This is a genomic window from Paraburkholderia acidicola (assembly GCF_002362315.1).
In the GTDB taxonomy this organism is placed as follows: domain Bacteria; phylum Pseudomonadota; class Gammaproteobacteria; order Burkholderiales; family Burkholderiaceae; genus Paraburkholderia; species Paraburkholderia acidicola.
This window is the reverse complement of sequence record NZ_MTZV01000005.1, coordinates 1-17,502: the sequence shown is the minus strand read 5'-3', so window position 1 is coordinate 17,502 and position 17,502 is coordinate 1. Positions and strand designations below refer to the sequence as shown.

Below are 17,502 nucleotides of genomic sequence, written 5' to 3'. Positions count from 1 at the left end.
GACCCGGGGTCGGGACGCTTAGAAACGGAAATGCGAGAACGCCTTGTTGGCTTCTGCCATCCGGTGGACTTCGTCGCGCTTCTTCATCGCGCCGCCGCGGCCTTCAGCAGCCTCGGACAGTTCACCAGCCAGGCGCAGGGCCATGGACTTCTCGCTACGCTTTTTCGCAGCCTCACGCAGCCAACGCATCGCCAATGCCATACGACGCGACGGGCGCACTTCGACCGGAACCTGGTAGTTCGCACCACCAACGCGACGGCTCTTCACTTCGACCACCGGCTTCACGTTGTTGAGCGCTACCGTGAACACTTCCAGCGGGTCCTTGCCACCCTTGGTCTGGATCTGTTCAAAAGCGCCGTACACGATACGCTCGGCAACCGACTTCTTGCCGGAGAGCATCAGTACGTTCATGAATTTTGCTACATCAACGTTACCGAACTTCGGATCCGGCAACACTTCCCGCTTGGGGACTTCGCGACGACGCGGCATGTTTCTTCCTTTAACTTTTCAGTTGGAACCGTGCCTTTCTGGCACCTGGCCCCGCGGTCACCAACTAACCCGATCCATCTTTTACGACTAACCAGCCCGGTCGGGTGACCACTTACTCGACAGCACCGGCGAATCCGGTACCACCGCCATTACCGCCCTTTCAGGCGACCTGAACCCTGTTACTGCTGACCGGCTACTTACTTGCCGGCCTTGGCGCGCTTCGCACCGTACTTCGAGCGAGCTTGCTTACGATCCTTGACGCCCTGGGTATCCAGCGAGCCACGAACCATGTGATAACGCACACCCGGCAAATCCTTCACACGGCCGCCGCGGATCAGCACAACCGAGTGTTCCTGCAGGTTGTGGCCTTCACCGCCGATGTACGAAATAACTTCGAAGCCGTTCGTCAGACGAACCTTGGCGACCTTACGGAGCGCCGAGTTAGGCTTCTTCGGCGTCGTCGTGTACACACGGGTGCACACGCCACGACGCTGGGGGCAGTCCTGCAAGGCCGGGCTCTTGCTCTTCACAGTTTCTGAAGCGCGGCCTTTGCGAACCAGTTGATTGATGGTTGGCATTGTTTATTCCTGAAATTGAACAAAATCGACGCATCTGTTTCTGGGCAAAGCAGAAATGGAGCGCATCGAAAACTTCCAAACTCCCGTATCCAAGCCGCAACCGGCGCACGAAAGACGCGCGCAGGCAAGCCAAAATCCGGAACCTAGCATGATATTCTGGAAATACCAACCAAGTCAACAGCTTGCGAGGGTTCGGGGACGGGTGCGGCTAGTCCGCGGACACGACTTCCAGCAGTTCGGTACCGAAGCGGTCGAGCTTGCGGGCGCCGATGCCCGGAATATGCCGCAAGCCGTCGATTGTCTCGGGCCCATTGCGGGCAATCTCGGCCAGCGTTGCGTCGTGGAAGATCACGTAGGCCGGTACGCCGTCGCTCTTCGCGGTTTCTGTGCGCCATGTGCGCAGGCGCTCCCAGCGGGCGCGTTCGCGCGGGCCCATGCCCAGCGTCGGGTCGGCGCGCTCGCTGGTGCGGCCCGACGACTGGCGCGTCCGCGTCGGTTTCACGTAGCGGCGCAGCGTCACGTTCTGCTCGCCCTTGAGCACCGCCTTGCTCGCTTCGGTCAGCACCAGCGACCCATACCCCTCGTGATCGACAGAAAGGTAGCCGAACGCGACCAGCTGGCGGTATACCGCGCGCCACTCGGGTTCCGACAGCGCGGCGCCGATACCGAACGTGCTGATCTTCTCGTGGCCGCGCTGGAGGATCTTCTCGCTCCGGTTGCCGCGCAGGATGTCGATCAGATGTCCCGCGCCGAAGTGGAAACCGCTCGCGCGGTGCGCGCGGAACACACAGGACAGCGCCATCTGCGCCTCGCGGGTCGCATCCCACGACGCCGGCGGCTCAAGGCACGTGTCGCAGTTGCCACACGGCGCGCTCGGCTCGCCGAAATAACCGAGCAGCCGCACGCGCCGGCACGATGCGGCCTCGCACAGGCCGAGCAGCGCATCGAGCTTGCCAGTCTGCACGCGCTTGTGCGCCTCGTCCGCCTCCGATTCATCGATCATCTTGCGCTGCTGAACCACGTCGCCGAGACCGTAGGTCATCCACGCGTTGGCAGGCATACCGTCGCGCCCCGCGCGGCCGGTTTCCTGGTAGTAGCCCTCGACGCTCTTCGGCAAATCGAGGTGAGCGACGAAGCGGACGTCGGGTTTGTCGATGCCCATGCCGAAGGCGATCGTCGCGCACATCACGACGCCCTCTTCGCGCTGGAACATCTCCTGATGCTTCTGGCGGATCTCGAACTCCATGCCCGCGTGATAAGGCAGCGCGCGTACGCCCTGCGCCTTCAGCCATTCCGCGGTTTCCTCGACCTTGCGGCGCGACAGGCAGTAGACAACACCGGCGTCAGTGGTGCCGTCCTGCCGCGTGTGTTCGGCGCGGATGAAGTCGAGCAACTGCGACCGCGCGTTGTCCTTTTCGACAATGCGGTAGCGGATATTCGGGCGATCGAAGCTCGATACGAAGATGCGCGCGTCGTCGAGCGCGAGGCGCTGGACGATTTCCTCACGCGTGATCGCGTCCGCCGTCGCCGTAAGGGCGATGCGCGGCACCGACGGAAACCGTTCATGCAACACAGAAAGCTGGATATATTCCGGCCGGAAGTCGTGCCCCCACTGCGACACGCAGTGCGCTTCATCGATCGCGAAGAGGCCAATGCGGGTGCGCTCCAGCAGTTCGAGAAAGCGCGACGTCATGAGCCGTTCCGGCGCGACGTACAGCAAGTCAATATCGCCTTCACGCAAGGCGCGCTCAGTCGCGGCGGCTTCCGCGCCGGAGAGCGTCGAATTCAGGTAGGCCGCGCGCACGCCGACCTCGGTCAGCGCCGCGACCTGATCCTGCATCAGCGCGATCAACGGCGACACGACGATGCCGGCGCCGAAGCCCGCTTCGCGCCGCACCAACGATGGAATCTGGTAACACAGCGACTTGCCGCCGCCGGTCGGCATTAACACGAGCGAGTCGCCACCCGCGGCCACGTGCTCGACAATCTCGCCCTGCTGCCCTCTGAACGCGGGATAACCGAAGACTTCTTTGAGAATTTCGAGCGGACGGGACATTGAGATCGGGAAGAGACGGCGGGGCGGACAGACGAATTTTACCAACGCATCTGGTCCATGCTCGTATTTCTCGCAGACATTAACCATTCGGTCGATTGAACGGGCGAAAAAAAACCGCCCAGTCGAAACTGGGCGGCTCGATCGGTTTGCAGGCCAGGCGGCTTGCGCCGCCAGGTCTTACTCGCCGGAGTGTTGCTGTTCGGCAGCGGGGGTTTCCGGCGTACCGAATTCGAAGGCCTCTTCGGCCGCGATCTGATCGAAACGCTCGCGGTCGGACAGTTCCTTGCTCTTGCGTGCCTTGTGGAACGCGAGACCCGTACCAGCCGGAATCAGGCGGCCAACGATCACGTTTTCCTTCAGCCCGCGCAGATCGTCGCGCTTGCCCATGATCGCCGCTTCGGTCAGCACGCGGGTCGTTTCCTGGAACGACGCCGCTGAGATGAACGAATCGGTCGACAGCGACGCCTTCGTGATACCGAGCAGCACGTTTTCGTACGTCGCCGGACGCTTGTCTTCCGCGATCATCCGGTCGTTCTCGTCGAGCATGTCCGACCGCTCAACCTGTTCGCCCGGAATGAAGCGCGTATCGCCGTTGTCCGAAATCTGCACACGACGCAGCATCTGACGCACGATCACTTCAATGTGCTTGTCGTTGATCTTCACGCCCTGCAGACGGTACACGTCCTGCACTTCGTCCACGATGTAGCGCGACAGCGCCTCGACGCCCTGCAGACGCAGGATGTCGTGCGGATCGGCCGGCCCGTCGACAATCATTTCGCCCTTGTTGACGACCTGACCATCGTGCACCAGAACCTGCTTTTCCTTCGCGATCAGGAACTCGTGCTGTTCGCCTTCGAGGTCCGTGATAACGAGACGCTGCTTGCCCTTCGTGTCCTTACCGAACGACGTCGTACCCGTGACTTCCGCGAGAATGCCGGCGTCCTTCGGCGAACGTGCTTCGAACAGTTCGGCCACGCGCGGCAGACCACCGGTAATGTCACGCGTCTTCTGCGATTCAGTCGGGATACGTGCGAGCACTTCACCGACCTGCACCTGCTGACCGTCCTTCACGGTGATCAGCGCGCCGACCTGGAAGCCGATCTGCACCGAATGCTCGGTGTTCGGGATCTTCACTTCCTCGCCGGCCGCGTCGAGCAGTTTCACCTGCGGACGCACGCTCTTCGAAGCCTGCGAACCGCGGCGCTTCACGTCGATCACGACGAGCGTCGACAGCCCCGTCACGTCGTCGATCTGCTTTGCCACCGTCACGCCTTCTTCGACGTTTTCGAACTTCACCGTACCACCGTACTCGGTGATGATCGGGCGCGTCATCGGATCCCACGTCGCGAGCTGCGTACCGGCCTTGATCTGCGCACCATCCAGCTGCAGCAGCGTCGCGCCGTACGGCACCTTGTGACGTTCACGCTCACGGCCGTGGTCGTCGGTGATCATCGCTTCGCCCGAACGCGAGATGACGATCTGCTCGCCCTTCGCGTTGGTGACGTAACGCATCGTCGACGTGAAACGGACCGTACCGTTCGACTTGGCTTCAACCGACGAAGCAACCGCCGCACGCGATGCCGCACCGCCGATGTGGAACGTCCGCATCGTCAACTGCGTACCCGGTTCACCGATCGACTGAGCAGCGATCACGCCCACTGCTTCGCCGACGTTGACCGACGAGCCGCGGCCAAGGTCGCGGCCGTAGCACGCGGCGCACAGGCCGTAACGCGTTTCGCAGGTAAGCGGCGTACGTACGCGCACTTCGTCGATGCCGAGGCGTTCGATTTCTTCGACCGCATCTTCATCGAGCAGCGTGCCCGATTCGTACAGCGTTTCCTGCGATTCCGGGTTGACGACGTCCGCCACCGCGACGCGGCCGAGAATCCGGTCACGCAGTGCTTCGACGACTTCACCACCCTCGACGAGTGCCTTCATCGCCACGCCATTCGACGTGCCGCAATCGTCTTCGACCACCACGAGATCCTGCGTGACGTCGACGAGACGACGCGTCAGGTAACCCGAGTTCGCCGTCTTCAGTGCCGTATCAGCCAGACCCTTACGTGCACCGTGGGTCGAGATGAAGTACTGCAACACGTTCAGGCCTTCGCGGAAGTTCGCCGTAATCGGCGTCTCGATGATCGAGCCGTCCGGCTTCGCCATCAGGCCACGCATACCGGCCAGCTGACGAATCTGGACTGCGGAACCCCGCGCGCCCGAGTCAGCCATCATGTAGATGGAGTTGAACGACTCCTGGCGCGTTTCCTTGCCGTCGCGATCGACCACCGGTTCCGTCGACAGCTGTTCCATCATCGCCTTGCCGACCGCTTCCGACGTTGCCGACCAGATGTCGACCACGTTGTTGTAGCGCTCTTGCGACGTGACGAGACCCGACATGTACTGACGGTCGTATTCCTTCACCTTCTTCGCGGCGTCGCCAACGATCGTTTCCTTCTGCGGCGGCACGAGCATGTCGTCGACGCAGATCGAAATACCGGCGCGCGTCGCCAGACGGAAGCCCGACTGCATCAGCTGGTCGGCGAAGATCACCGTTTCGCGCAGACCGCACTTGCGGAAAGCCGTGTTGATCAGACGCGAAATTTCCTTCTTCTTCAGCGGCTTGTTCAGCACCGTGAACGGCAGTCCCGGCGGCAGAATTTCCGACAGGATCGCGCGGCCGACGGTCGTCGCGTACAGCGAGATCTTCGGCACGAACTGCGGTGCGCCTTCCGACGTGTCTTCGTTGCGGACCATTTCGGTGATCCGAACGTTGACGCGCGATGCGAGTTCGACTTCCTTGTTCTCGTACGCGCGCAGTGCTTCCGACACGCCCGTGAACGACAGGCCTTCGCCCTTCGCATTGACGGCTTCACGCGTCGCGTAGTACAGGCCGAGCACGATATCCTGCGACGGCACGATCGACGGATCGCCGTTGGCCGGGAACAGGACGTTGTTCGACGCCAGCATCAGCGTGCGTGCTTCCATCTGCGCTTCGAGCGACAGCGGAACGTGAACAGCCATCTGGTCACCGTCGAAGTCGGCGTTGAACGCCGCGCAAACGAGCGGATGCAGCTGGATCGCCTTACCTTCGATCAGCACCGGCTCGAAAGCCTGAATGCCAAGACGGTGCAGCGTCGGCGCGCGGTTCAGCATGACCGGATGTTCGCGAATGACTTCTTCGAGAATGTCCCACACCACCGGCGTCTGGTTCTCGACTTCCTTCTTCGCAGCCTTGATGGTGGTAGCGACACCCATCACTTCGAGCTTGTTGAAGATGAACGGCTTGAACAGTTCGAGCGCCATCAGCTTCGGCAGACCGCACTGATGCAGCTTGAGCGTCGGGCCGACCACGATGACCGAACGGCCCGAGTAGTCGACGCGCTTGCCCAGCAGGTTCTGACGGAACCGGCCGCCCTTACCCTTGATCATGTCGGCGAGCGACTTCAGCGGACGCTTGTTCGCGCCCGTCATTGCCTTACCGCGACGACCGTTGTCGAGCAGCGAATCGACGGCTTCCTGCAGCATCCGCTTTTCGTTGCGGACGATGATTTCAGGTGCCTTCAGTTCGAGCAGACGCTTCAACCGGTTGTTACGGTTGATCACGCGGCGATACAGGTCGTTCAGGTCCGACGTCGCGAAACGGCCGCCGTCGAGCGGCACGAGCGGACGCAGTTCCGGCGGCAGCACCGGCAGCACTTCGAGCACCATCCAGTCAGGCTTGATGCCCGAACGCTGGAAAGCCTCGAGCACCTTCAGGCGCTTCGCGTACTTCTTGATCTTCGCTTCCGAACCCGTGTTCTTGAGTTCGGTGCGCAGCATCTCGACCTGTTCGTCGATGTTGATCGCACGCAGCAGCTCGCGCACGCCTTCCGCGCCCATCTCGGCGCGGAATTCGTCACCGTACTCTTCGACCTTGTTGTAGTAATCCTCTTCGGTCATGATCTGCCGCGCTTTCAGCGGCGTCATGCCCGGATCGATCACTACGTAGGCTTCGAAGTACAGCACGCGTTCGATGTCGCGCAGCGTCATGTCGAGCACCATGCCCAGACGCGACGGCAGCGACTTCAGGAACCAGATGTGCGCAACCGGCGAGGCCAGTTCGATGTGGCCCATCCGTTCGCGACGCACCTTGGCGAGCGTCACTTCGACGCCGCACTTTTCGCAGATCACGCCGCGGTGCTTCAGACGCTTGTACTTACCGCACAGACATTCGTAGTCCTTGATCGGCCCGAAGATCTTCGCGCAGAACAGACCATCGCGTTCCGGCTTGAACGTACGGTAGTTGATCGTTTCCGGCTTCTTCACCTCACCGAACGACCACGAACGGATCTTGTCTGGCGAGGCCAGACCGATCTTGATCGCGTCAAACACTTCAGGTTGTTGGACTTGCTTGAATAGATCGAGCAGAGCTTTCATTGCTTTCTCTCCGTAGTCCGATTAGTTGCGGTCGAGGTCGATGTCGATACCGAGCGAGCGGATTTCCTTCACCAGCACGTTGAAGGATTCCGGCATGCCTGCATCGATCACGTGATCGCCCTTGACCAGGTTCTCATACACCTTGGTCCGGCCTGTCACGTCATCCGACTTCACCGTCAGCATTTCCTGCAGCACGTACGATGCGCCGTACGCTTCGAGCGCCCACACTTCCATTTCACCGAAGCGCTGACCACCGAACTGCGCCTTGCCGCCCAGCGGTTGCTGCGTTACGAGCGAGTACGGGCCAGTCGAACGTGCGTGCATCTTGTCGTCGACCAAGTGGTGCAGCTTCAGGTAGTGCATGTAGCCGACCGTTACCGATCGCTCGAATGCCTCACCCGTGCGGCCGTCATACAGACGCACCTGGTTCTTCGACTTCGTCATGCCGAGGTTCTGCGCGATGTCGTCCGGGAACGCCAGGTTCAACATGCCCGACATTTCCTCTTCCGTCGCACCGTCGAACACCGGTGTTGCGAACGGCACGCCTTCACGCAGGTTCTTCGCGAGTTCGACGATTTCTTCGTCCGTGAACGTGTCGATCTCTTCCGCGCGGCCCGACTCGTTGTAGATCTTGGTCAGGAATTCGCGCAGTTCGGCAATCTTCGCCTGACGCTGCAGCATTTCGCCAATCCGCCAGCCGAGACCCTTCGCAGCCCAGCCCAGATGCACTTCGAGCACCTGCCCGACGTTCATCCGCGACGGCACGCCAAGCGGGTTCAGCACGACGTCGGCCGGACGGCCATCAGCCATGTACGGCATATCTTCGATCGGCACGATCTTCGACACGACACCCTTGTTACCGTGACGACCCGCCATCTTGTCGCCAGGCTGCAAGCGGCGTTTCACCGCGAGGTACACCTTGACCATCTTCAGCACGCCCGGCGGCAGTTCGTCGCCTTGCGTGAGCTTCTTGCGCTTTTCTTCGAACGCCAGATCGAACTGGTGACGCTTCTGTTCGATCGAGTCCTTGATCGCTTCGAGCTGTGCCGCTGCTTCTTCGTCCGCGAGGCGGATATCGAACCAGTGGTAGTGATCGAGATCTTCCAGGTAAGCCTGTTCGATCTTCGTTCCCTTCGCGAGCTTCTTCGGACCGCCGTTCGCGACCTTGCCGACGAGCATCCGTGCGAGACGCTGGAATGCATCGCCTTCTACGATACGCAGCTGGTCGTTCAGGTCGAGGCGATAGCGCTTCAGCTCATCATCGATGATCTGTTGCGCGCGCTTGTCGCGCTGGATGCCTTCACGCGTGAACACCTGCACGTCGATGACCGTACCGCTCATGCCCGACGGCACGCGCAGCGACGTATCCTTCACGTCCGAAGCCTTCTCACCGAAGATCGCACGCAGCAGCTTTTCTTCCGGCGTCAGCTGGGTCTCGCCCTTCGGCGTCACCTTACCGACCAGCACGTCGCCCGCTTCGACTTCCGCGCCGATGTACACGATGCCCGACTCATCGAGACGGCCAAGCTGTACTTCTGCGAGATTCGAAATGTCGCGCGTGATTTCTTCCGGTCCGAGCTTCGTGTCGCGAGCTACGACGTTCAGTTCTTCGATGTGGATCGACGTGTAACGGTCGTCCGCCACCACCTTCTCCGAGATCAGGATCGAATCTTCGAAGTTGTAGCCATTCCACGGCATGAACGCGACCAGCATGTTCTGGCCGAGTGCCAGTTCGCCCAGATCGGTCGATGCGCCGTCAGCCAGCACGTCGCCACGCGACACGATGTCGCCGACCTTCACGATCGGGCGCTGGTTGATGTTCGTGTTCTGGTTCGAACGCGTGTACTTGATCAGGTTGTAGATGTCCACGCCGACGTCGCCAGCAGCGGCTTCGTCATCGTTCACGCGAATCACCATACGGCCTGCGTCGACGTAATCCACCACGCCACCGCGGAATGCCTGAACCGTCGTACCCGAGTCGACTGCCACCGTGCGCTCGATACCCGTACCGACCACGGCCTTCTCAGGACGCAGACACGGCACAGCCTGACGCTGCATGTTCGAACCCATCAATGCGCGGTTCGCGTCATCGTGTTCGAGGAACGGAATCAGCGATGCGGCCACCGAGACGATCTGCGACGGCGCCACGTCCATGTACTGGATGCGGTCCGGCGTGACCATCAGCGTTTCGCCCGCTTCACGCGACGACACGAGTTCGTCGGTCAGCGAGCCGTCAGCCGCCACCGCCGCGTTCGCCTGAGCGATCACGTAACGGCCTTCTTCGATCGCCGACAGATAGTCGATCTGATCCGTCACCTTGCTGTCCACAACCTTGCGATACGGCGTTTCGAGGAAGCCGTATTCGTTCAGGTGCGCGTACAGTGCGAGCGAGTTGATCAGGCCGATGTTCGGACCTTCCGGCGTTTCAATCGGGCACACGCGGCCATAGTGGGTCGGGTGCACGTCGCGGACTTCAAAGCCAGCGCGCTCGCGCGTCAGACCGCCCGGTCCAAGTGCCGATACGCGGCGCTTGTGGGTGATTTCCGACAGCGGGTTGGTCTGGTCCATGAACTGCGACAACTGCGACGAACCGAAGAACTCGCGGATCGCCGACGAAATCGGCTTCGAGTTGATCAGGTCGTGCGGCATCAGGTTTTCGCTTTCGGCCTGGCCGAGGCGTTCCTTCACCGCGCGCTCGACACGCACGAGACCGGCGCGGAACTGGTTTTCCGCCAGTTCACCGACGCAACGCACACGACGATTGCCCAGGTGATCGATGTCGTCGACTTCGCCCTTGCCGTTACGCAGTTCAACGAGGATCTTGATCGTCGCGAGGATGTCGTCGTCCAGCAGCGTCATCGGACCGACGATCTCGTCACGGCCGACCCGGCGATTGAACTTCATACGGCCGACCTTCGACAGATCGTACGCATCTTCGCTGTAGAACAGACGGTTGAACAACGCCTCGACCGCTTCTTCGGTCGGCGGTTCGCCCGGGCGCATCATGCGGTAGATCGCGATGCGGGCAGCCATGCGGTCAGCCGTTTCATCGATACGCAGCGTCGACGAGATGTACGGACCTTGATCCAGATCGTTCGTGTAGAGCGTCTGGATGTCCTTGATCTTCGCTTCGCGCAGCTTCTCGAGAACCGTTTCGGTGATTTCGTCGTTCGCGTTCGCGATCACTTCGCCGGTATCGCCGTCGACTACGTTCTTCGCCAGCACGCGGCCGAGCAGGTAGTCTTCCGGAACCGAGATGAACTTGGTCTTCGCGCTTTCGAGGTCGCGAATGTGCTTCGCGTTGATCCGCTTGTCCTTCTGGACAATCACGTTGCCGTCGCGATCCGAGATGTCGAAACGCGCGACTTCGCCACGCAGACGCTCCGGCACGAACTCCATCTGTGCGCCTTCCGGCATCAGAGCGAAGTTATCGAACACGAAGAAGTTTGCGAGGATCTGTTCCGGCGTGAGGCCGATCGCCTTCAGCAGGATCGTGACCGGCATCTTGCGGCGACGGTCGACACGGAAGTACAGCACGTCCTTCGGGTCGAATTCGAAGTCGAGCCACGAACCGCGGTACGGAATGATCCGCGCGGAGAACAGCAGCTTGCCCGAGCTGTGCGTCTTGCCTTTGTCGTGTTCGAAGAACACGCCAGGCGAGCGGTGCAGCTGCGAAACGATCACGCGTTCCGTGCCGTTGATGACGAACGAACCCGTCGGCGTCATGAGCGGAATTTCGCCCATGTACACCTCTTGTTCCTTCACTTCCTTCACGACCGGCTTGCTCGGCGACTCTTTATCGAGCAGCACGAGGCGCACCTTGGCACGCAGGGCGGAACAGTACGTCAGGCCGCGCTGCTGGCATTCCTTGATGTTGAATGCCGGCGACGACAGCATGTAGCTGACGAACTCAAGACGGGCGAACCCGTTGTGCGAAACGATTGGAAAAACAGACGTAAACGCAGCCTGCAGGCCTTCCGGCTTGCGCTGCGTTGCAGCCACGTCTGCTTGCAGAAACGTGCTGAATGATTCAAGCTGGGTAGCCAGCAAGAAAGGTACTTGGTGAACGATGGGGCGCTTCGCAAAGCTCTTGCGAATACGCTTCTTCTCGGTGAAGGAATATTGCATACGATCTCCGAATCACGGCGGGCATTGTTGTCGAGGCAGGATACCTGGATGAGACAACCCGAGTGTTCACCGACTGAGACCCGATGGCCGTCCGATGGCCTGAACGAGCCTAAAAGCTTGGTGGTTGGCCGCTACCAACCGCTGGCTGACGGCAGCGGATGCCTATGTTGCCCGCTGCCCGACCAAACTTGCCTTCTGCAGTCGCTTCAGAAGACAAAGAGAAACGCCGGTCGACATTACCGAAAGACGATTCTCTTTGGCTTCTGGGGCCTCCGTTATTGCCGATACGACCCTGCAAAAACGTAGTCCCCACAAAGCACAAAAAGGCCGGCGGTGGAAAACCGCCAGCCTTCGCGCAGCACGCCGAAACTTACTTGATTTCAGCCTTCGCGCCAGCTTCTTCCAGCTTCTTCTTGGCTTCTTCAGCTGCAGCCTTCGGTACCGCTTCCTTCACAGGCTTCGGTGCACCGTCGACCAGGTCCTTCGCTTCCTTCAGGCCGAGACCCGTCAGTTCGCGAACAGCCTTAATGACCGAAACCTTGTTCGCGCCGACTTCCGTCAGGTTGACCGTGAATTCGGTTTGCTCTTCAGCAACGGCTGCTGCGCCGCCGCCTGCCGGGCCTGCCACTGCAACAGCAGCTGCCGACACGCCAAACTTTTCTTCGAACGCCTTGACCAGCTCGTTCAGTTCCAGAACCGACATCGAGCCTACGGCTTCGAGGATGTCTTCTTTTGCGATTGCCATTTGAAATACTCCTAAATTGAATTCGGATACAGCTAGCGATCGATTACGCTCAACCGACGTGCGTCACGCACTGCCTGAAATTCAGGCAGCTTCGGCTTCTTCGCCCTTCTTCGCGGCCAGTGCGCCAAGAGCGCGCGCGAAGCCGGAGACGGGTGCCTGCATAACGAACAGCAGCTTGGAGAGCAGTTCCTCGCGGCTCGGGATGGAAGCCAGCGCTTGCACGCCCGCCTTGTCCATCACGTTGCCTTCGTAGGAACCGGCCTTGATGATCAACTTGTCATTGCTCTTGCTAAAGTCATTGACGACCTTCGCAGCAGCAATTGCATCTTCAGAGATGCCGTAGATCAGAGGACCGGTCATCTGCTCAGCCAGCGGAGCAAACGGGGTACCTTCAACAGCGCGACGCGCCAGCGTGTTTTTCAACACGCGCAGATACACCTGTTGCTCGCGCGCTTTCGCGCGCAGCTTGGTCAGATCGCCAACCGCGATTCCACGATATTCGGCCAGAACGACGGTCTGGGCTTTCGCGACTTGCGCGGCAACCTCAGCGACGACGGCCTGCTTACTTTCTTTGTTGAGTGGCACGGTTAACCTCCAGATTCGATACACGCAGCGGATGCTTTGCATATCGCATTCAACAACGGCGTCCGACCAGTCAGGAGCATTTCGACCGCCTGCTAACCGCATTGCTGCGGGTACCAAACGGCTTCAGCACTACAAAACCATTTCGGGTTCGCCATCTGCGTTGGCTTTGCATTAAGAGAACACCTGCCTGCTGCGTTCCCGCCAACGGTCTTTGACAACCGGCCGTTCGATGCAGACTGCCATCTCGCGACCGCCCAAAGCCCTTAAAAACCGCCTCGACTCGCGTCGAAGCGGTCAATTCTTTTACTGTGCTGCGAGCGATGCCTGGTCGACGCGTACGCCGACACCCATCGTGCTCGACAACGCGACCTTGCGCAGGTACACACCCTTGCTCGTTGCCGGCTTCGCCTTTTGCAGCGCTTCGACGAGAGCATTCAGGTTGCTGCGCAGTGCCGTTGCTTCGAACGAAGCACGGCCGATGGTGGCGTGGATGATCCCGGCCTTGTCGACACGGAACTGCACCTGACCAGCCTTGGCGTTCTTCACAGCCGTTGCGACGTCCGGCGTCACGGTGCCGACCTTCGGGTTCGGCATCAGGCCGCGCGGACCGAGGATCTGACCCAGCGTACCGACCACACGCATCGTGTCCGGCGAAGCGATCACGACGTCGAAGTTCAGGTTACCGGCCTTGACCTGTTCAGCCAGGTCTTCCATACCGACAATTTCCGCGCCGGCTGCACGAGCTTGCTCAGCCTTTTCGCCTTGAGCGAAAACAGCAACGCGCACCGACTTGCCGGTACCGGCAGGCAGCACGACCGAGCCGCGAACGACCTGGTCCGACTTCTTCGCATCGATGCCGAGTTGCACAGCAACGTCGATCGATTCGTTGAATTTCGCGTTCGCGCACTCTTTGACGAGCGTCAGCGCTTCGTCGATTGCGTAGAGCTTCTGGGCATCGATCTTCGATGCGAAAGCTTGCAGACGCTTAGAAAGCTTGGCCATTTACACGCCCTCCACGGTGATGCCCATCGAGCGGGCGCTACCAGCGATCGTACGAACCGCTGCGTCGAGATCAGCTGCCGTAAGATCCGGCATCTTGGCCTTCGCGATGTCTTCAGCTTGAGCGCGCGTGATCTTGCCGACCTTGTCGGTGTGCGGCTTGGCCGAACCCTTGTCGATCTTCGCTGCCTTCTTGATCAGAACCGTAGCCGGCGGCGTCTTCAGGACGAATGTGAAGCTCTTGTCCCCAAACGCGGTGATCACGACCGGGATCGGCAGACCGGGTTCCATCGCTTGAGTCTGCGCGTTGAACGCCTTGCAGAACTCCATGATGTTCAAACCGCGCTGACCCAGTGCCGGACCGACCGGCGGCGACGGGTTGGCTTTACCTGCAGGAATCTGCAGCTTGATAAAGCCGATGATTTTCTTTGCCATGTTGAAAACCTCGTTGGAACGCGTTAGCGTTCAGGTGAGTAGTAACGCGCTTTCATCGAAAAAACCGACTACTTACGCTCCTCAACGGCCATTACGCGGACCGTAAGCGCGAAAACCGGGGCGCGCCAGACGGCGCGCCCCGCAAAAATCTGGATTACAACTTCTCGACCTGGCCGAATTCCAACTCGACCGGCGTTGCACGGCCGAAAATCGTCACGGATACGCGAACACGCGACTTCTCGTAGTTCACTTCCTCGACGCTGCCGTTGAAGTCCGTGAACGGACCGTCCTTCACGCGCACCATTTCGCCGACTTCGAACAGGGTCTTCGGGCGTGGCTTCTCCACACCTTCCTGCATCTGCGACATGATCTTCTCGACTTCCCGCGGGGAAATCGGGCTCGGACGATTGCGCGCACCACCAACGAAACCGGTCACCTTTGCGGTGTTCTTCACCAGATGCCACGTTTCGTCCGTCATTTCCATTTCCACGAGCACATAGCCCGGGAAGAAACGACGTTCGGTCACCGATTTGTGACCACCCTTCACCTCAACCACCTCTTCGGTCGGTACGAGGATCTGGCCAAACTTGTCCTGCATGCCAGCGCGATCGATGCGCTCCTGAAGCGCACGTTGCACGCTCTTCTCCATGCCGGAGTAGGCGTGCACCACATACCAACGCTTGCCGCTCGGGGATGCCGGAGTATCGCTCATATCATTTCCAACCCAGAATCACCGAGAAAATCGCCCATTCAATGGATTTGTCGCTGATCCAGAGAAATATCGCCATGACGAATACGAAGGCAAACACCACGAGGGTCGTCTGGGTAGCCTCTTTACGAGTGGGCCACACGACCTTGCGGACTTCCTTGTACGAGTCTTTGGCGAACGCGATGAAACCCTTGCCGGGCGCGGAGATAAGACCGACCGCCACACCCGCGATCACACCAACTGCCAAGGCTGCACCGCGGACGTACCACTCCTGGCTGCCAAGCCAGAAGAACCCCACGAACCCGGCCAAGACCAACAATACGCCTGCGGCCAGCGTTAGCTTGTCGCCAGAAGTATTTACAGTTTCGACGGAAGGATTCGCCATAACACCTTAACGAGCGCCACATTAGCGCGAGATTGGCAGGGGCAGAGGGAATCGAACCCCCAACCTTCGGTTTTGGAGACCGACGCTCTGCCAGTTGAGCTATACCCCTAAACCATTTTGGGGTTGACGACATCGCCAACCCCGAAACAACCGATCAACGAGAAGTAACTGGCTTACTCGAGGATCTTGGCAACGACACCGGCGCCGACGGTACGACCGCCTTCGCGGATAGCGAAGCGCAGGCCTTCTTCCATGGCGATCGGGTTGATCAGCTTCACCGTGATCGTCACGTTGTCGCCCGGCATCACCATTTCCTTGTCCTTCGGCAGCTCGATCGAGCCCGTCACGTCCGTCGTACGGAAGTAGAACTGCGGACGGTAGTTGTTGAAGAACGGCGTGTGACGGCCGCCTTCATCCTTGCTCAGCACGTACACTTCTGCCGTGAAGTGCGTGTGCGGGTTGATCGAACCCGGCTTGGCCAGCACCTGGCCACGCTCCACGTCTTCACGCTTCGTGCCGCGCAGCAGGATACCCACGTTGTCGCCTGCCTGACCCTGGTCGAGCAGCTTGCGGAACATTTCCACGCCCGTGCACGTCGTCTTCACCGTCGGCTTGATCCCGACGATTTCGATTTCTTCGCCGACCTTCACGACACCGCGCTCAACCCGGCCCGTCACCACCGTACCGCGACCCGAGATCGAGAACACGTCTTCCACCGGCATCAGGAATGCGCCGTCCACTGCGCGCTCCGGCGTCGGGATGTACGTGTCCAGTGCATCGGCCAGGCTCATGATCGCCACTTCACCCAGTTCGCCCTTGTCGCCTTCCAGCGCCAGCTTGGCCGAACCCTTGATGATCGGCGTGTCGTCGCCCGGGAAGTCGTACTTCGACAGAAGTTCGCGAACTTCCATTTCGACGAGTTCCAGCAGCTCGGCGTCGTCCACCATGTCGCACTTGTTCAGGAACACGATGATGTACGGCACACCGACCTGACGCGCCAGCAGGATGTGCTCACGCGTTTGCGGCATCGGGCCGTCAGCGGCCGAGCACACCAGGATTGCGCCGTCCATCTGCGCTGCACCCGTGATCATGTTCTTCACATAGTCAGCGTGGCCCGGGCAGTCAACGTGCGCGTAGTGGCGGTTCGCCGTTTCGTACTCGACGTGCGCCGTGTTGATCGTGATACCGCGCGCCTTTTCTTCCGGCGCTGCGTCGATCTGGTCGTACGCCTTCGCTTCGCCGCCGAACTTCGCGGTCAGCACCGTCGTGATCGCTGCCGTCAGCGTGGTCTTGCCGTGGTCAACGTGACCGATCGTGCCAACGTTCACGTGCGGCTTCGTCCGCTCAAACTTACCCTTGGCCATTTCCGACTCCTAAGAGGATTTCCGTACGTTGCGCGAGGCGCAAACAGTCACTAGCTACTTGCTGGTGCCCATGGGCAGGATCGAACTGCCGACCTCTCCCTTACCAAGGGAGTGCTCTACCACTGAGCCACATGGGCGCTACATCTCAACACTGGAGCGGGTGAAGGGAATCGAACCCTCGTCATAAGCTTGGAAGGCTTCTGCTCTACCATTGAGCTACACCCGCAAGGATCCTGTCGATTCCCTCTACTTCGCTTGCATTCTGGTGGAGGAGGTTGGATTCGAACCAACGTAGGCGTAAGCCAACAGATTTACAGTCTGCCCCCTTTAGCCACTCGGGCACCCCTCCGCAGAGAACTGATGATTATGGGGGAGCAACACCACACTGTCAAGTGCGCTACCGCTCCCAAACCATGAAGCTCTCACTTAATACACCAGAAACGCCAAGCCCCCGCGAGCGGGAAGGCTGGCGGGGGCGAGGTTTGGAGCATGAGGAGCCTGACGATTACCTACTTTCACACGGGCAATCCGCACTATCATCGGCGTGGAGTCGTTTCACGGTCCTGTTCGGGATGGGAAGGGGTGGTACCGACACGCTATGGTCATCAGGCAT

12 protein-coding genes, 4 tRNA genes and 1 rRNA gene are annotated in these 17,502 nt (G+C 60.2%); all 17 read right to left on the bottom strand.

What is annotated here, in order from left to right; all coding sequences use genetic code 11:
- Positions 1-18: 18 nt before the first annotated feature.
- A complete protein-coding gene (gene rpsG / locus BWP39_RS18240) occupies positions 19-489 on the bottom strand; it encodes a 30S ribosomal protein S7 (protein ID WP_006053291.1) in 471 nt (156 codons plus the stop codon).
- Between the two features lie 197 nt (positions 490-686).
- Entirely contained in the window at positions 687-1,067 is a 381-nt protein-coding gene (rpsL, locus tag BWP39_RS18235; protein WP_035935550.1) for a 30S ribosomal protein S12, read from the bottom strand.
- Positions 1,068-1,275: 208 nt separating this feature from the next.
- Complete coding sequence (gene recQ, locus BWP39_RS18230) at positions 1,276-3,123, bottom strand: DNA helicase RecQ (RefSeq protein ID WP_096722757.1); 1,848 nt, start codon at positions 3,121-3,123, stop codon at positions 1,276-1,278.
- A gap of 177 nt (positions 3,124-3,300) precedes the next feature.
- The gene (gene rpoC / locus BWP39_RS18225) at positions 3,301-7,539 is read right to left on the bottom strand and encodes a DNA-directed RNA polymerase subunit beta' (RefSeq protein WP_096722755.1); all 4,239 of its coding nucleotides are present in this window, start codon (positions 7,537-7,539) and stop codon (positions 3,301-3,303) included.
- Between the two features lie 21 nt (positions 7,540-7,560).
- The gene (rpoB, locus tag BWP39_RS18220) at positions 7,561-11,667 is read right to left on the bottom strand and encodes a DNA-directed RNA polymerase subunit beta (RefSeq protein WP_096722753.1); all 4,107 of its coding nucleotides are present in this window, start codon (positions 11,665-11,667) and stop codon (positions 7,561-7,563) included.
- 370 nt (positions 11,668-12,037) lie between these two features.
- The gene (gene rplL / locus BWP39_RS18215; RefSeq protein ID WP_091019589.1) at positions 12,038-12,412 is read right to left on the bottom strand and encodes a 50S ribosomal protein L7/L12; all 375 of its coding nucleotides are present in this window, start codon (positions 12,410-12,412) and stop codon (positions 12,038-12,040) included.
- A gap of 81 nt (positions 12,413-12,493) precedes the next feature.
- The gene (rplJ, locus tag BWP39_RS18210; protein ID WP_177228341.1) at positions 12,494-13,039 is read right to left on the bottom strand and encodes a 50S ribosomal protein L10; all 546 of its coding nucleotides are present in this window, start codon (positions 13,037-13,039) and stop codon (positions 12,494-12,496) included.
- A 261-nt stretch (positions 13,040-13,300) separates the two neighbouring features.
- A complete protein-coding gene (rplA, locus tag BWP39_RS18205) occupies positions 13,301-13,999 on the bottom strand; it encodes a 50S ribosomal protein L1 (protein WP_096722751.1) in 699 nt (232 codons plus the stop codon).
- A complete protein-coding gene (gene rplK / locus BWP39_RS18200) occupies positions 14,000-14,431 on the bottom strand; it encodes a 50S ribosomal protein L11 (RefSeq protein ID WP_096722749.1) in 432 nt (143 codons plus the stop codon).
- Positions 14,432-14,585: 154 nt separating this feature from the next.
- Positions 14,586-15,143 carry a transcription termination/antitermination protein NusG gene (gene nusG / locus BWP39_RS18195; RefSeq protein WP_027797944.1) on the bottom strand — a complete coding sequence of 186 codons (558 nt, stop codon included), beginning with the start codon at positions 15,141-15,143 and terminating at the stop codon, positions 14,586-14,588.
- Position 15,144: 1 nt separating this feature from the next.
- Positions 15,145-15,525, bottom strand: coding sequence for a preprotein translocase subunit SecE (secE, locus tag BWP39_RS18190; protein WP_091019583.1), 381 nt, complete (start codon positions 15,523-15,525; stop codon positions 15,145-15,147).
- 33 nt (positions 15,526-15,558) lie between these two features.
- A tRNA-Trp gene (locus BWP39_RS18185) sits at positions 15,559-15,634 on the bottom strand.
- Positions 15,635-15,698: 64 nt separating this feature from the next.
- Entirely contained in the window at positions 15,699-16,889 is a 1,191-nt protein-coding gene (gene tuf / locus BWP39_RS18180; RefSeq protein WP_096722746.1) for an elongation factor Tu, read from the bottom strand.
- A gap of 62 nt (positions 16,890-16,951) precedes the next feature.
- Positions 16,952-17,026 (bottom strand) — tRNA-Thr (locus BWP39_RS18175).
- Positions 17,027-17,041: 15 nt separating this feature from the next.
- Positions 17,042-17,115, bottom strand: a tRNA-Gly gene (locus BWP39_RS18170).
- A gap of 37 nt (positions 17,116-17,152) precedes the next feature.
- A tRNA-Tyr gene (locus tag BWP39_RS18165) sits at positions 17,153-17,238 on the bottom strand.
- 147 nt (positions 17,239-17,385) lie between these two features.
- A 5S ribosomal RNA gene (gene rrf / locus BWP39_RS18160) occupies positions 17,386-17,499 on the bottom strand.
- Between the last annotated feature and the right edge of the window lie 3 nt (positions 17,500-17,502).

Bases quoted from the DNA above. Each gene is read 5' to 3' on its own strand.
- nusG (WP_027797944.1), bottom strand. From the start codon at position 15,143: ATGAGCGATACTCCGGCATCCCCGAGCGGCAAGCGTTGGTATGTGGTG.
- rpoC (WP_096722755.1), bottom strand. From the start codon at position 7,539: ATGAAAGCTCTGCTCGATCTATTCAAGCAAGTCCAACAACCTGAAGTG.
- rpsG (WP_006053291.1), bottom strand. From the start codon at position 489: ATGCCGCGTCGTCGCGAAGTCCCCAAGCGGGAAGTGTTGCCGGATCCG.
- rpsL (WP_035935550.1), bottom strand. From the start codon at position 1,067: ATGCCAACCATCAATCAACTGGTTCGCAAAGGCCGCGCTTCAGAAACT.
- rplJ (WP_177228341.1), bottom strand. From the start codon at position 13,039: ATGCAAAGCATCCGCTGCGTGTATCGAATCTGGAGGTTAACCGTGCCA.
- tuf (WP_096722746.1), bottom strand. From the start codon at position 16,889: ATGGCCAAGGGTAAGTTTGAGCGGACGAAGCCGCACGTGAACGTTGGC.
- rplK (WP_096722749.1), bottom strand. From the start codon at position 14,431: ATGGCAAAGAAAATCATCGGCTTTATCAAGCTGCAGATTCCTGCAGGT.
- rplA (WP_096722751.1), bottom strand. From the start codon at position 13,999: ATGGCCAAGCTTTCTAAGCGTCTGCAAGCTTTCGCATCGAAGATCGAT.
- rplL (WP_091019589.1), bottom strand. From the start codon at position 12,412: ATGGCAATCGCAAAAGAAGACATCCTCGAAGCCGTAGGCTCGATGTCG.
- recQ (WP_096722757.1), bottom strand. From the start codon at position 3,123: ATGTCCCGTCCGCTCGAAATTCTCAAAGAAGTCTTCGGTTATCCCGCG.
- secE (WP_091019583.1), bottom strand. From the start codon at position 15,525: ATGGCGAATCCTTCCGTCGAAACTGTAAATACTTCTGGCGACAAGCTA.
- rpoB (WP_096722753.1), bottom strand. From the start codon at position 11,667: ATGCAATATTCCTTCACCGAGAAGAAGCGTATTCGCAAGAGCTTTGCG.